General features: G+C 53.8%; 14 protein-coding genes. 11 read left to right on the top strand and 3 right to left on the bottom strand.

Annotated elements, in window-relative coordinates; translation table 11 throughout:
• Window positions 1-14 precede the first annotated feature (14 nt).
• From accC to EDM60_RS07270, 6 genes are all read left to right on the top strand, one after another.
• A complete protein-coding gene (accC, locus tag EDM60_RS07295; RefSeq protein ID WP_122963371.1) occupies window positions 15-1388 on the top strand; it encodes an acetyl-CoA carboxylase biotin carboxylase subunit in 1374 nt (457 codons plus the stop codon).
• Between the two features lie 339 nt (window positions 1389-1727).
• Window positions 1728-3206, top strand: a complete 1479-nt coding sequence (locus EDM60_RS07290) for an Lsa family ABC-F type ribosomal protection protein (RefSeq protein ID WP_122963370.1) — start codon at window positions 1728-1730, stop codon at window positions 3204-3206.
• Between the two features lie 116 nt (window positions 3207-3322).
• On the top strand, window positions 3323-3898 hold the full coding sequence (locus tag EDM60_RS07285) for a hypothetical protein (RefSeq protein ID WP_122963369.1): 576 nt from the start codon (window positions 3323-3325) through the stop codon (window positions 3896-3898).
• A gap of 33 nt (window positions 3899-3931) precedes the next feature.
• The gene (locus EDM60_RS07280; protein ID WP_122963368.1) at window positions 3932-4276 is read left to right on the top strand and encodes a hypothetical protein; all 345 of its coding nucleotides are present in this window, start codon (window positions 3932-3934) and stop codon (window positions 4274-4276) included.
• 555 nt (window positions 4277-4831) lie between these two features.
• Entirely contained in the window at window positions 4832-5443 is a 612-nt protein-coding gene (locus EDM60_RS07275; RefSeq protein ID WP_122963367.1) for a DUF4304 domain-containing protein, read from the top strand.
• A gap of 144 nt (window positions 5444-5587) precedes the next feature.
• On the top strand, window positions 5588-5779 hold the full coding sequence (locus EDM60_RS07270) for a hypothetical protein (RefSeq protein ID WP_122963366.1): 192 nt from the start codon (window positions 5588-5590) through the stop codon (window positions 5777-5779).
• A gap of 196 nt (window positions 5780-5975) precedes the next feature.
• Here the strand turns inward: EDM60_RS07270 and EDM60_RS07265 are convergent, their stop codons facing one another.
• Window positions 5976-6980 (bottom strand): phosphotransferase, encoded by a 1005-nt coding sequence (locus EDM60_RS07265; protein WP_122963365.1) that lies wholly within the window; start codon window positions 6978-6980, stop codon window positions 5976-5978.
• A gap of 62 nt (window positions 6981-7042) precedes the next feature.
• Window positions 7043-7858: an alpha/beta fold hydrolase gene (locus EDM60_RS07260; protein WP_122963364.1), complete on the bottom strand. Its 816-nt coding sequence runs from the start codon at window positions 7856-7858 to the stop codon at window positions 7043-7045.
• Window positions 7859-7968: 110 nt separating this feature from the next.
• On the opposite strand from EDM60_RS07260, the gene EDM60_RS07255 reads away from it, so the two are divergent.
• Together EDM60_RS07255 and EDM60_RS07250 are read left to right on the top strand one after the other, a co-directional pair.
• The gene (locus EDM60_RS07255) at window positions 7969-8916 is read left to right on the top strand and encodes a helix-turn-helix transcriptional regulator (RefSeq protein WP_122963363.1); all 948 of its coding nucleotides are present in this window, start codon (window positions 7969-7971) and stop codon (window positions 8914-8916) included.
• A gap of 21 nt (window positions 8917-8937) precedes the next feature.
• Window positions 8938-9162, top strand: coding sequence for a helix-hairpin-helix domain-containing protein (locus tag EDM60_RS07250; protein WP_122963362.1), 225 nt, complete (start codon window positions 8938-8940; stop codon window positions 9160-9162).
• A gap of 158 nt (window positions 9163-9320) precedes the next feature.
• Here the strand turns inward: EDM60_RS07250 and EDM60_RS07245 are convergent, their stop codons facing one another.
• Window positions 9321-9956, bottom strand: a complete 636-nt coding sequence (locus EDM60_RS07245; RefSeq protein WP_167470248.1) for a TVP38/TMEM64 family protein — start codon at window positions 9954-9956, stop codon at window positions 9321-9323.
• Window positions 9957-10183: 227 nt separating this feature from the next.
• On the opposite strand from EDM60_RS07245, the gene EDM60_RS07240 reads away from it, so the two are divergent.
• From EDM60_RS07240 to EDM60_RS07230, 3 genes are all read left to right on the top strand, one after another.
• The gene (locus EDM60_RS07240) at window positions 10184-10462 is read left to right on the top strand and encodes a heterocycloanthracin/sonorensin family bacteriocin (RefSeq protein ID WP_122963360.1); all 279 of its coding nucleotides are present in this window, start codon (window positions 10184-10186) and stop codon (window positions 10460-10462) included.
• Window positions 10463-10655: 193 nt separating this feature from the next.
• The gene (locus EDM60_RS07235) at window positions 10656-12653 is read left to right on the top strand and encodes a putative thiazole-containing bacteriocin maturation protein (protein WP_122963359.1); all 1998 of its coding nucleotides are present in this window, start codon (window positions 10656-10658) and stop codon (window positions 12651-12653) included.
• On the top strand, window positions 12610-14550 hold the full coding sequence (locus tag EDM60_RS07230) for a TOMM precursor leader peptide-binding protein (protein ID WP_122963358.1): 1941 nt from the start codon (window positions 12610-12612) through the stop codon (window positions 14548-14550). Before EDM60_RS07235 ends, EDM60_RS07230 begins: the two co-directional genes overlap by 44 nt.
• Window positions 14551-14576: the final 26 nt, after the last annotated feature.

Genomic DNA, 14576 nt, shown 5'->3' with positions numbered 1-14576 from the left:
GAAGGAGCGTTCCTATGTTCAGGAAAGTATTGGTTGCCAATCGCGGCGAAATCGCCGTGCGCATTATTCGAGCGTGCCAGGAGTTGGGAATCGCTACGGTAGCGATCTACTCGGAAGCTGACCGCGAAGCGCTGCATGTCGAGCTGGCGGATGAAGCTTACTGCATCGGGCCGAAAGAGTCCAGGGAGAGCTATTTGAACATGCCCCGCATCATGACGGTCGCTTTGCTCACAGGGGTGGATGCGATTCATCCCGGCTACGGCTTTTTGGCGGAAAACGCTTCGTTTGCCCAGCTTTGCCAAGATTGCTCCATCACGTTCATCGGGCCAGATCCCGAAGCGATTACGAAAATGGGCGACAAAGCCGTCGCGAAAGCAACGATGAGTGCTGCCAATGTCCCGCTCGTTCCGGGAACAGACGGATTGATCGACGACATCGAGGAAGCAGTGCAAGTGGCCGGGGAAATCGGCTACCCTGTGATCGTCAAAGCTACGGCGGGGGGAGGCGGTCGCGGCATGCGCGTCGCTTATGACGCCGAGGAACTGGAAAAAGCGATTCGCCAGGCGCAAAAAGAAGCGGAAACCGCTTTTGGCAACGCGGGCGTGTATTTGGAAAAGTACGTCGAGGAGCCGCGCCACGTAGAGATTCAGGTCATGGGCGACAAGCACGGGAATGTCGTCCACCTCGGCGAACGGGATTGCTCGATTCAGCGCCGCCATCAAAAGCTGGTGGAGGAAGCGCCATCGCCAGCGCTGGATCAGGAATTGCGCGAGCGGATGGGGCAAGCTGCCGTGGCAGCGGCAAAAGCTGTTTCTTACCACGGAGCAGGTACGGTGGAATTTTTGCTCGATCGTCACGGGCAGTTTTACTTCATGGAAATGAACACGCGCATTCAGGTAGAGCATCCGGTCACCGAAATGATTACAGGGATCGACCTGATCAAAGAGCAAATCTCGGTTGCCGCGGGCAATCCGCTGTCTTTTTCCCAGGATGAGGTGAAGATCAACGGCTGGGCCATCGAATGCCGGATCAACGCGGAAAATCCTGCGAAAAACTTCATGCCATCGCCGGGAAAAGTGACCAATTACTTGCCTCCAGGCGGCTACGGCGTGCGCGTGGACAGCGCTGTTTATCCGGGCTATGACATCTCGCCTTTTTACGATTCGATGGTCGCCAAGCTGATTGTGTGGGGTGGCAGCCGCGAGGAAGCGCTGGCCCGCATGAAGCGCGCCTTGCGCGAATTTGTGATCGAAGGCGTGCACACGACTGTGCCGTTTCACGAAAAATTGCTGGAGCATCCGGATTTTGTCTCCGGCCAATTCGCTACCAACTTTTTGGAGAAAAACCCGCTCGATCTGAAAGAAAGCGAGCCTGTTTCCGGCAAGTAAAGCCTGAGGATGGTTGCTTGCTGGCAATGGGAAACGTACTCTAGTGGTGGTCAACCCTGCTTGCGGTTGAATGGTGTTAGCAGATATGGTAAGATGAGGTTACTTTGATGACTGGAGTTGAAGCCGATGTAGGAAGCTTTCTTGCTAGTAAAGGAAAACGATTGCGATGGATTTCGCATGTTTATTTCCTTATACGCAAGAAAGTTACGACATCTGTTCACTCAAACGGTATATGCAATCTGACTCCTTGCTGGGGTTTGGTTTGTTATATGTATTTGAGCTGCGAGAGAGTAACTTTCTTGCAGCTCTTTTTGATTTTTTTCCAAGGAGGACGATTGTATGTCGACCATCAAAGTGACGAATTTGACTTTTGCCTACGACGGCAGTTTTGATCACATTTTTGAAAATGTCAGCTTCCAGATTGATACGGACTGGAAGCTCGGCTTTACCGGACGAAACGGAAGGGGAAAGACGACGTTTCTCCAGCTTTTGCTCGGTCGCCATGAGTACAGCGGAACGATCTCTTCCCAGGTGACGTTTGAATATTTTCCGTACCTGATTGAAAACAAGCAGCAAAACACAGCGGATGTCATTAGCGAAGTAATCCCTGACTATATGGAGTGGGAGCTTTTGCGCGAGTTCTCTTATTTGCAAATCGACGAGGAAGTTTTGTATCGGCCGTTTGCTACGCTGTCCAACGGCGAACAGACCAAGGTGCTTCTCGCCGCCTTGTTTTTGAAGGAAAACAGCTTCCTGCTCATTGACGAGCCGACGAACCATCTGGACATGGAAGGCAGGAAGCTGGTCAGCGACTATTTGCAGACCAAGCACGGCTTTATTCTCGTGTCTCATGACCGCGCCTTCCTCGACAATTGCGTCGACCATATTTTGTCGATCAACAAAACCAACATCGAGATTCAAAAAGGCAACTTCTCGACCTGGTGGGAAAACAAGCAGCGCCAGGATCACTTTGAGCTGGCTGAAAACGAGCGGCTGAAAAAAGACATCAAACGCCTGTCCGAGTCCGCGAAGCGCACCAGCGGCTGGTCGCATGAGGTGGAAAAAACGAAAAACGGTACGACCAATTCCGGCTCCAAGGTCGACAAAGGCTATATTGGTCACAAGGCAGCGAAAATGATGAAGCGCTCCAAATCGATCGAGCAAAGGCAGCATTCGGCTATCGAAGACAAGGCGAAGCTGCTGAAAAATGTGGAGCAGAGCGAAGCACTGAAAATCTCTCCGCTGACGTATCATAAAGATCGCCTGATCGAACTGGAAGATGTGGCGATTTTCTACGGAGATAAGCAGGTGACGGGCAGCGTTCGCTTTTCTATTTCACAAGGCGAGCGAATTGCTCTGTCCGGGAAAAATGGTTCGGGGAAATCGAGCATTCTCAAGCTGATTTGCGGCGAGGACGTGAGCTACACGGGAACGTTTCGCCAAGGAAGCCAGCTGAAAATCTCCTACGTCTCCCAGGATACGTCGCATTTGCAGGGCAGCTTGACGGCCTATGCGAAAAGCAACGACATAGACGAAAGCTTGTTCAAAGCCATTTTGCGCAAGCTGGATTTTTCCCGGACGCAATTCGAAAAAGACATGGCTTCGTTCAGCGGCGGGCAAAAGAAAAAGGTGCTGATCGCGAAAAGTCTTTCCGAGCGGGCGCATTTGTACGTTTGGGATGAGCCGTTGAACTTTATCGATGTGCTGTCGCGCATGCAGTTGGAGGAGCTGCTTTTGGAGCATGCGCCGACGATTTTGTTTGTCGAGCATGACCGGGAGTTTTGCCAAAACATCGCGACGAAAGTGGTTGAGCTGTGACGTGTCAGGCGTGCCCGGTTTGTCGGCTATCTCTTTGATTCGCCGCGCGTTCTTGTCCTGTTTTGCCACTCGTGGACATACGGTGTAGGGAGGGACATATACGTAGAGGTGGTATCATGAGCGCCGTTTGGCAAATATTTGCGTTCGTACTGATCGGGTACGTCTGGTTTACCGGCTTGGTCTGGCGAAGGAGGGCGCACATCCAGCCGATGCACGGAATGGTGAGCGCGATGGCTGTCGCCATGCTGGTGGGCTTGTTGACAGGTCTGCTTTTCGGTCTGCTGTTCCAGGGGAATCTGTCCCGCTCCACGCTGTGGGGGATGACTTGCGGCGCTTTTGCCGGATTCGTCTTCGGCTTGCGCTTGTCCGTGCTGACGATTGTGGAAGGGACGCTATCCGGGTTGATGGCTGGCATGATGGGCGCGATGCTCGGCGAGATGATGACGCTGGAGCAGGCAGAGCCGCTGTTGTTTTTCTTGGCGATGCTGTATACGGCGTGTCTGTTGCTGATGGAGCGATGGCATGGAGTGGAGCAAGCGAATGAGGCAAGCGTCTTTGGCAAACTAAGGCATCCGGTGGTCAGCGCGCTCCTGCTCATTATCGTTTTCGCCTGGTTTCAGTCGCTGACATTTGCGCTGCCGGTTGCAGGCGAGCGGTCGCAGGAGCAGATGCATCATGAAAACAGCCCGTAGTCTGTAACGGGCGAGAAAAGTCAGGAGGAGTAGATGGCTTTACCGAAAAAAGGAACGCGGAGCATAACGGTTCAGCAAAAAACGTACCGCTGGGTCGTCAGCTCAGCGGGGCAAGGAATGCTTGTCGTGACGATTCAGAGCGCCGGGGAGGCCGGGCAGTTGATCCGGGTGTACATGAAGGCGGACGTGCCCGTAATGTCTGCGGCGACGGAGCAGGCAGGCGATTCGCCGCTTGCACAGGAGCGGCGAGCGATCAAGCCTTCCGATGTGGAGGCGATCATCGCCGAAGCCGTGCAGCAAGGGTGGGAGCCGGAGAAGAAAGGGACGCCGCTCAGTTTTGAGTGGCGGGGGGATGTGCTTTTTTCAAAAGGCAAGTAGGTAGTAGCGTCTTGGAAGTGGAGATAGCTTCTTGTGCACGGAGACAGCTTCTTGTGCACGGAAATAGCTTCTTGTACACGAAGGCAGCCTCTTGTGCACGTAGACAGCTTCTTGCACACACAATATTGGCGAGCCATAAGGTGATAGAAACGAACAGCGGTCAACAAGGAGGAATGACAGCAGCATACTCCAGGTTGACCGCTGTTTTTTTATGGAGCAGTGATTGTATACGTTGAAGAGTGCAGGCGTCGCTTTACGGATTGCGGGCAGCTGCAAATCATTTTTGTTTACCATAATAACATTCTGTAGACAACGATCTGCTCATTTGTCGGCCAAGCTGTCGAGATGTTGCGGCATCAGCACAGCCAGATCATTTTTTGCCGAACGGACAGGCGGAGCACCGTTACTAAACGGTTTTTCTCCTGATTCAGATTCCGATTTTTCCACCTTTCCCCAATCGAAGCAATGGCGAAAGGGGCATACGCTGCACCTTTCGTGAGATAGCTGCCAAATAAATGCTATAATATGGACAAATTGTATCTTCCAGGGGGGAGTATGTTGCAACAGCTTTTTAACGAGATGATCAAGCAGGACGTGAAGCCGTTCCTTGCGCAGCATGGCTTTGTCAAGAAAAGTTTGAATTTCTACAAAATAACAGACAATCTCATTTACATGCTCAACTTCCAAAAATCCGCTGGCAATTCAGCTGATCATCTCATGTTTTATGTGAACTGCGGCATTTATTCGGCGGAGCTGGCGCAGATCCAAGCGAAGGACGTTTTGACTGAGCCGAAAGAAGCAGATTGTCATTTCAGGGCAAGAATCAGGGAAATTGCCGAGGTGGCTCCAGATCGCTTTGCCATCACTGCTGATACGAAAATGGATGACGTACGCAAAACGCTGTTAAGTGGATTGCAACAAGTTGTTCAATTCTATCGTACGATGACCAGTGCCAGGTCCATCGTGGATTATTACACGTCAGGCCCGTTTTTGCATTTGGGCGAAGAGAGCTTTCATTTGCTGTTGCAAACGAATGATGTAGCAGCGGCCAAACAGTATTTGCAGGCGTTGCAGGAAAAGCATGGGGCAGAACAGCGATGGACGATATTTGAAAAGCAATATGAGGCGATATTTAAGCAGTATGGAGTGGAGTTTACGAAGCTGTAGGGGGAACCTCTAGGCACGATCCTGTCGGGGAACGATAGCTGAATGAAGGGAAGAGGATAGCAAAAACATGGGCTGCCGGGAGAACTATCCGGTAGCTTTGCCATTTGCATCTGTCCCTTATGGGTGTACAAGGAGGATAGAGATATGCAACAGTTGGCCAACATCATTCTAATCTTTTCTTTATCTTTCACGGCCATATGTATTGTCAGAGCAGTAAGCCAGTATAAGAAAGGAAGTGTTGCTGAGAAGAAAAAACAAGTAACGACGGGTCTTATTTCCCTTGGGATAACATTAATTACAGTGGTATTTGCAACAATGTTTGTTACTTCCTCTTGAGGGCACTGCCAGCAAAACGCCGTAGGAAACCAGTCCTTGTTAAGACAAGCCCGGCAAAACACCATCATCAAAAAGACGAAGAAACCTCCACGCCAAATGGAGGTTCTTTGTTTATCACAAGAACTGAAAGCGCCGGAAAATCTTGCTAGAATTAGCTCCTTTCAGCATTTAGTTAACCGTAATTTTATTCTGTAAACTACAAATCGCCCAGCAAATCAGGCAAGCTGTCGAGATGCTTAGCGAGCCAGATCATTTCTTTGGCAAAACGGGCGGGCGGGGCACTGTGCCGATCCATGTCTGCCGTAATCCACCAAACGCTTTCCAAGTACCACAACAGCTGGATTCTAGTCGTCAAATAGCCATGTTCCACTGGGCGCACTTCCTTGTAGCCGGATAGGAATGCCCGCGCAAGCGCCGGGTCAAGCTGCTCGTCCAGCGCGCAAGACAGGATCGCTCTCGCCACATCGAGCTGTGGGTAGTCGTATTTCATCCGGTCAAAGTCGAGCACGGCGGTGACGCGATCCGCAGCGAACAGCAAGTTGTCCACCCATAAATCGCGGTGAGCCCATCCGCTGTGCAAAGCTTCGAAAGGCGACAACTCAAGCTTTTCCGTCGCGATGATTTGCTGTTCTACGAATCCTTGCAGCTCGGTTTTCCCCGCATGCTGCACATTTTGCCAAACAGAGTGCCAATGGGCCAGTCGCTGTGCCCGCTCCGGGGGAACGAACTGCGGCTGTTTCTGGCCTGCAATCGCAATCGATCCGTCGTTCAGCAAATGGTGCATCCGCCCGGTCACTCGGCCCAGATCGTACATCTGCGCCTGTGAAGCTTTCCCCGGCGACACCAACTGCCCCTCGCAAAATTCCATGACCAGAAAGCGCTCTCCGTGAGCGGATTCCAGCAAAAATCGTCCGTCATGGGCGAACAGCATCGGACAGGGCAGGCCCGCGGCATGCAGTCTCGCTTGCTCGGAAAAAGCGACAGCCAAATCAGCCGGATCGTATAAAGCAAACCTTTTTTGGTTGTATTGCTTCAACAAATATGTGCCTTCCTCTGTCCGAATGTGCCATTTCAAATTGAGCCAACCCCGGTTGATCGGTGTGGCTTCCCGGATGTGCAAGCCGAAATAGTGCTGAACCGCTGCTGTCAGGTCAGCCAAAATCGCTTCTGCGGCAGCGGGCGAGTGGGAATGGTTGTTCATGGAGCGCCTCCCGTCCTTGGATGAACTCCATACGATTTCGTTTGAGGAGGCGCAAATCCTTTTTATGAGCGGGCGATCTCGTCCAGAAATACTTGCACTTCCCGCTGAAACCCGTCTGGATCAGACGAATGAATATCGTGCCCGCACTCGGCAAACACGGCAAGCCGGGTGTTCGCTCTGCGTTCGGCCATCAGCTTGGCATGTGCTTCGTCCATCACAAAGCTGTGTTTGCCGTGAATGAGCAGAGCGGGGCATGCAGAGGCCAGCCAATCTGTCCACCATTCGCCGTTGCAATGCTCCTGCGAGATGCGCATGCCAGACAGATCAGAGCGAAAAGCGAAGCCGTGCTCGTCCTCCAACACGCTTTCCGCAAAATAATCCACGGCGCGCACGCCAACTTGCCGCAGCGATTGTTTCAGTTCTTCGAGGGAAGCGGAGCGTTGCGGCAGGCGCTCGACAAAGGACAGGTCAACATGGATTTCGGTTCCGATATCTTCCACGATCAGCGCTTTTACATACGCCGGGTAACGCGCAGCGAATTGATAAGCATTGAGGCCGCCAAGAGAATGGCCGAGCAAGGCGATTTGCTGCCCGCCAAGTTCGTTTTGGACGAAAGCGAGAATGTCCTGCACGTAGGCGTTGCGGGAGTAGTCTTGTTCCGGCGAATGCCCACTCCAGCCATGGCCGCGCTGATCCAGGCTAATGACGCGCCAGCCGCTCAGTTTGCTGGCAAATTCCGCAAACACACGCCCATCATTCATGTGACCGTGCAAGCAAAGCAGCACGTTGGGGCTGTCGCCGCCAAAGTCGAGATAAGAGAGCCGCAAGTTTTGCGATGAAAAGTATTTGCGGGTTGCTGCTTGGTGTTGTGTGGTCAAGGCATATTCCTCCTTATGGTGTGCCCAAAAGAGCACCTGACTGGACTTTATCTTGACGATAACAGATAATCATGACAAAAGCTGTCATAGATAAAAAGGACGAAACCGATATGGCGAAAACACAAAGACTGCTGGAACTATTAATGACGGTCAACCGGAAACGCAAATTTACCGTCGGCGAGCTGGCGCAAGAATTTGGCGTGTCGCAGCGAACGATTTTGCGAGATTTGCAGGAATTATCCGAGTGGGGCGTGCCGCTTTATTCCGAAGTAGGGCCGCACGGCGGCTACCGCGTCCTGAAAGAGCGAATTTTGCCGCCTATCGCCTTTTCCGAGGAAGAAGCCGTCGCCATCTTTTTTGCGATCCAATCGCTTCGCCATTACTCCGCCTTGCCTTTTGCAGCGGAAGCGGCGTCGGCCACGAGCAAGTTTTACGCTTACATGCCGCCAGATGTCCGCGAGCGGATCGACGAGATGAGACACCGCGTTGATTTTGTCACACCGAAAAGGCAGGCAGATTCTCCGCACTTGTCGATTCTTTTGGATGCAGCCGTGAACCAAAAGGTGCTCGCGATCGCATACGAATCCCGGGAAAAACAAACCAATCGTCGCATTCAGCCAATCGGGATTTACACGCAAAATGGCCTGTGGTACTGTCCAGCCTATTGTTTTTACACCAGCAGCTATCGCGTCTTTCGCTGCGACCGGATTCAAACGGCTGTCGAGTGTGCAGAGACAGAACCGCTTGATTTGCGGGATATTCATTTGGACAATCGGGAGTCCAGACTTGCGGGAGAAGAAAAGAACAGCATCGCGATCCGTGCGGAACTGACAAGGGTGGGAGTGCAAAAGTGCGAAGCGGAGCGTTGGTCTGCCCCGATGCTGACGATTCGCCCGGATGGAACAGGATCGCTTTCGGGCCAGATTGCAGAGAGCGACCGCGATTTTTTCGCCACCTTTTTCATCGGCCTGGGGCGAGAAGCGACGGTTACTCATTCACCGGAGCTTTTGGCAAGCATGAGAAGCTATTTGGCGGAGCTTTCTGGCAAATATCCATAACGAGGGGAAGGGGGCGCAGAGATGACGGGCACAAATGCGGAAGACTGGGAAAGCGATTTGCCAAAAGAGCTGGCGAAGCCTGCGAAAAGAGCGCTTGCGAGCGCAGGCTACCATCAGTTGAAACAGTTGACGGCAGTGAGCGAGGCAGATGTGCGCAAGCTGCACGGGATGGGGCCAAAAGCACTTGAACAGCTCAGACGTGCGCTCGCTGACAAAGGAATGTCGTTTAGCGAGACTCGTCCATGATGTCGGCGTTACGCCGGGAAAAGAATATGTACTAGCGCAAAAGCCGCTTGCCTGCCATTCTGCTCTGATGAGGGTGGCGGTGCCCCAATCACTTACTGCCCGAGATTCTGGTTTCGTCTTTGGAAATCAGTCTGTTTCCTGTGGGCCGCCCTGTACGACTAGGAAGGAGCCTTCACTTTCTTGCTGCGCCCCTGCCAGACGCGGTAGAGAAGATAGGCAAGACCGAGAAAGCCAGCGTAACACAACAGCGTCCAGAACGAGCGCTGGGCATTATGAAACAGCTGGTCGCCCAAAAAGGCGAACACCAGCATGGTCGGGATTTTTCCGATGGCGGTAGCCAGCGCAAAGGACAAAATCGGGATGGCACTGATTCCCGCATATATATTGATCACCGGAGAGGGAATGATCGGGATGAGTCGGGCGAACAGCACGGCGATGAAGGCGTTTTGCTCAAATGCACGCGTAAACAGAGCCAACCGGGGAGATTTCGTCAAATAATCGCGCCCGGCTTTCTGGTAGCCGTAGCGTATGAACAGAAAAAACAGGAACGCCGAGCCGACAGAGCCTGTCCAGTTGATCAGCGTTCCCCAAAATGGCCCGAATTTGGCTCCCATCATGCCTGCGAAAATCCCAAACGGAATAACGGGAAACAAGCCGAGAAAAACGGCAGCCAAAAACATGAACGGCAACAGGTCGGGCGAATCGCTGGAGAGCCAGTTCAGCAAAACGTCTCTGTATACAAAGCCGATGGCAAAAATGAGCGCATACAGGAACAAGAGCAGCCACTTTTTCATGATGATCCCCTTTCCTCGCTCCCGTGCACTTGAAAGAAAGCGCATGGTAATCAACAACATTATAGCCAGCGACCCGATTTTTACACCTTGTCCGTGTGGAAGCATACGCATGGCCTGTGCCTGGATCGACAGCACACCCGAAAAATGGGCGGTCGTGGATGGAACGAATACCTAGTGTCCCCACATAAATGTAGAGTAGCTACATGCAGTGGCGGAGGTGATTGGTAATGAATGAGTTCAAAAAAGAGCTGAAGAAACTGAAAGCTTCTGAATTTAAGGCGGATCGAGTGACCCCCTGGGATAAAAACAGTGAGAAAGAAACGATGCTGGTGCGCGGCCGATGCGGTCATGGCCGATGTGGAGGCTGCGGCGGTTGCGGTCGATGTGGCGGTTGTGCAAGGTGCAACTGCTCTTGCAGTTGTTCGTGCAGCTGTTCATGCAGTTGCTTCGGTACGTGTTTCTTCCCGTGCTTTTTTCCGTGTACGTCGTGTGCGCGTTGCGTTTAGCCGGGGAATCTCATCCTGGCAGCGGCAACAACACAACCAAAGCTCCGGTTTGGCTTGCGCCAGGCTGGGGCTTTTTTAGCGTGCTCCCGGCATTATTTGCAATAGCATGTCGGACAAAGAGCCGCTCATACAATGACGGTGACACCTTCATGGCACATAAAGTGGCGAGCGCAGCCAAGCAAGGAGGAGGAGCATGGTCAAACTGAACCGAGCGATGCGTCTTGCAGTGAAGCGGGATACGTTCTTTTTGCCCAATCCCGATGGCAGCGTGTATTTTCGCAATAACGTCGGGACGTTTCGGATGGAAGGAGAAATGATCGATCAATGGGTTTCGCAGCTGGTGCCCATTTTCAACGGAGAGCACACGCTGGCGGAAATTACGGACGATTTGCCAGCGGAGTACCAGGCTCAGATTCATAAAATCGCCAGTCTTTTGCTGGAAAACGGGTTTGCCCAAGATGTCAGCCAGCGCTTGCCGCATGAGCTTTCTCCCGCGGTGGTGGAGCAGTTTTCGGCACAAATTGCCTTTTTGGATCACCTGATTGGCTCGGGCGGTCATGCTTTCCAGACGTATCGGCAGCAAAAGCCGCTCGTTGCAGGGAGCGGGAGCTTTGTGCCCGCGCTGATCCATGCGCTGTGGGAATCGGGGTGCCCGCATGTTCATTACGCCGTCACGGACGCGAGCCTGGTCAACAAAGCTCGCCTGACCGAGCTGCATGCACATGTCCGGCAAAAAGATGACGAGGCAAAGCTGACAGAGCTAACCGTGCGCGAGCAAAGCCGGGCCTGCTGGGAAAAGACGCTGGCGCCAGTTTCTGCGGTGCTGTACGGCTCAGATTCCGGGGATCGCAGCGAGATGGAGCTGGTGTATGCGCTTTGCCAGGAGCGGGGCATTGTGTTCATTCCTGTGTTTTTGCTTTTGCAAAAGGGCATTGCAGGCCCGGTGATGCAGCCGTCTTCGCCCGTGTGCCTCGATTCGGTCGTACGCCGCTTCCACCGGGTCTTTTTGAGCGGGAATGCAGAAGATCATCCTTTTACAGCTACGTCAGCCGCTCTGTTGGCAAACGCGGCGGTCATGGAATGGTTCAAGCATGTGACTGGCGTGGTGAAGGCAGAGTCGGCGGGCAAGCTTTTTCTGCTCGATCTGGATACGCTCACGGGGAGCTGGCGAACGGCCATGCCGCATCCTCTCGTCAAAAGCAAACCGCGCTTTTTGCCTGTTGATGAACAGTCGTTTTTCGCAGAGACTACATCGCCAAAGGACGGCTTGCTTGCGGCTTTTCAGTCATGGACCTCGCCTGACGTCGGCATTTTTCACACGTGGGAGGAAGGCGAGCTGATGCAACTTCCGCTCTCCCAGTGTCAGGTGCAGGCGGTCGATCCCGTTGCAGTTGGCCCCGCCGAGCTGTTGCCTGTCCGCATTTGCCCGGGGTATACGCATGAGGAAGCGCGCAAGGAAGCGGGATTGACAGGGACGGAGATGTACGTTTCGCGCCTGATGAGCGCATGCGGCATCCAGGCGGCTGGCATTCATCTGCACGATGATGCCCCCTCTGTGCCGGACAGTGCGGGGGAGATCGGTTTTGCGATTGGCGCGGGAGAATCGGCGGCAGAAGCAGCGTGCCGGGCTTTGGAGCACTATTTGCAAGCTGTATTGGCAAAAGAAGTGCGGGAGCAGCCGCCAGCCGCCGCTCTCGTGCAGTGGACGGGGCAAGACGAGCCGTGTTTGTTTTACGCGCGTGCGCTGGCGCTCCAGAAGCAAGGGCATAAAATCGCCAAAGGAGCGAATTTGTGCGGATTTCCGGTGTACTGGGTAGGGACGGAGAACGGTTGGTACGGCAGCGTAGGCTTGCACGATACGCTCGCGTTGCGCAAGGCACTGCAAACGGCGCTGCAAAACAGCCAAGGAGTGCCGGATGAGCAAATCGCCTATGCGGTAAAGGCTCTGGAGGTTGCTCTGGATGAGCGTGAACAGCAAGTGGAACTTCCGCCTTTTCCGGAGAGCGAGGAAACACTTTGGCAGCAGGCGCGGGACGTCCTTGCCAAGGAACGGCTGGTGCCTGTGCTGCGCAATGCGGCTGTAGAGACGTTTTTGCAGGAAGATTTGTCAAGGGTGATCGCCCTTGCATTGCGAGCGGAGGAGGGACATGAGCATGGAGATTATGATTGTGGGCGAAGGACTGCTGGCTGATCTCGTCTTCATGCAGCTTCCGAAACAATATCGCGTGCAGCGCCAGCGCGTGCTGAAACCGATCGACGAACAGATTGATTTGGCGCTTGTGCTGCAAGACGGATGGCGGCCGCATGAGCATACGGAAGCCGAAAAGCTTTTCCAAGCATCCGGGATTCCGTGGCTGAGGGCGTTCGTTTCGTTTGGCGAAGCCGTGATCGGGCCGCTCGTTCGTCCGGGCGTGCCTGGCTGTTCCCAGTGCGCGGACATGCGGCGGCTCATGGCTGGGCGCGATCGCAAAGAAATGTGGGAGTACCAGTTCCAGCTTACAGAGGAAGGCGGAACGGCAGTCGACGTGTGGTCGTCGCGAACGGGATTATGGCAGGTGTGTCACTATGTAATTGACGAGGTACAGCGAATAGCCAGCCGCCAGCAAGCCCGTCTGCACGAACATATCCAATTGCTCGATCTACAGACGCTGGCAAGCTCCCGGCACTTTTTCCTGGCTGATCCGCTTTGCGGTCATTGCGGGTGTCTGCCGGATGACGCGCCAGAACTGGCCACATTTACTTGGCAGCCGAATCCCAAGCCTTCCCCGACAAGCTACCGCGTGAAGTCGCTGGACGATTGGAAGCAAGCGCTCCGCTCCGACTATGTAGATGCGAGAACAGGCTTTTTTAACGGGAAAATGCGCGACCTTGTCTCCGTCTTTTCCGATGTCAGCGTCAATTTGCCTTTGTTCCCCCATGACGAAGCGACGGCAGGCCGCTCCCATTCTTACGTCCATAGTGAAGGGACGGCGATTTTGGAAGGGCTGGAACGATATTGCGGACTGACGCCGCGCGGCAAAAAGACAGTCGTCTACGATTGTTACGCCAACCTGGGGGAGCAGGCGCTCAATCCGGTCACTGCCGGCGTCCATTCAAAAGAGCAGTATGCGCTGCCGGGATTTCCTTTTCAACCGTTTGATCCGAAACGGCCGTTAAACTGGGTTTGGGGCTATTCCTGCATCCGCGAGCGGCCCGTGCTCGTTCCCGAACGGATGGCTTACTACAGCCTTGGCTTCGGTGACGGCACCGTATTTGAGACGTCGAATGGCTGTGCGATCGGCGGCAGTCTGGAGGAAGCGATCTTTTACGGAATCATGGAAGTGGTGGAGCGCGATGCGTTTTTGCTGACGTGGTATGCGCAACTGCCGCTGCCGCGACTCGATCCGCACACATCTGGCGATACGGAGCTGGAACTGATGATCGCACGGCTCCAGTCTGTCACCGACTACGAGCTGTTTTTGTACAACGCGACGATGGAAAACGGGATTCCCAGCGTGTGGACGATCGCGAAAAATAAGAAACAGACAGGACTGCATCTCGTCTGCGCGGGTGGTGCGCACCCTGATCCGGTTCGCGCCGTCAAGGGCGCCCTTCACGAGACGGCTGCCATGCTGAATACGCTGCACGACAAATTTGAAGCGAATCGCTCCGCGTATTTGCGGATGTACCACGACTCGTCGCTGGTGAAAAAAATGGATGACCACGCCATGCTTTACGGCTTGCCAGAGGCGGCAGAGCGTCTCGACTTTTTGCTTGGGAACAACAGACCGATGCAGACTTTTGCGGAAGCTTTTTCCTGGCAAGGCGGCCATACCGATTTGACAGACGATCTGAAGGACATTTTGCAAGTGTTTCGCAAGCTAGAGCTCGACGTCATTGTCATCGACCAGACGACACCGGAAGTGAGCCGCATCGGGTTGTCCTGCGTGCGCGTACTGATTCCGGGAATGCTGCCCATGACGTTCGGACAGCATCAGACGCGAGTGACCAATCTGAAACGCGTGCTGCACGTGCCAGTCACGCTAGGCTATGCCAAACAACCGCTTGCTCTAGATCAGTTGAACCCGCATCCTCACCCGTTTCCGTAAAAGCATGGCACAAAGGGAGGGCGAGT

It is taken from the genome of Brevibacillus parabrevis, from assembly GCF_003710905.1.
GTDB classification, from domain to species: Bacteria; Bacillota; Bacilli; order Brevibacillales; family Brevibacillaceae; genus Brevibacillus; species Brevibacillus parabrevis.
This window is presented reverse-complemented; position numbering and strand designations above follow the sequence as displayed.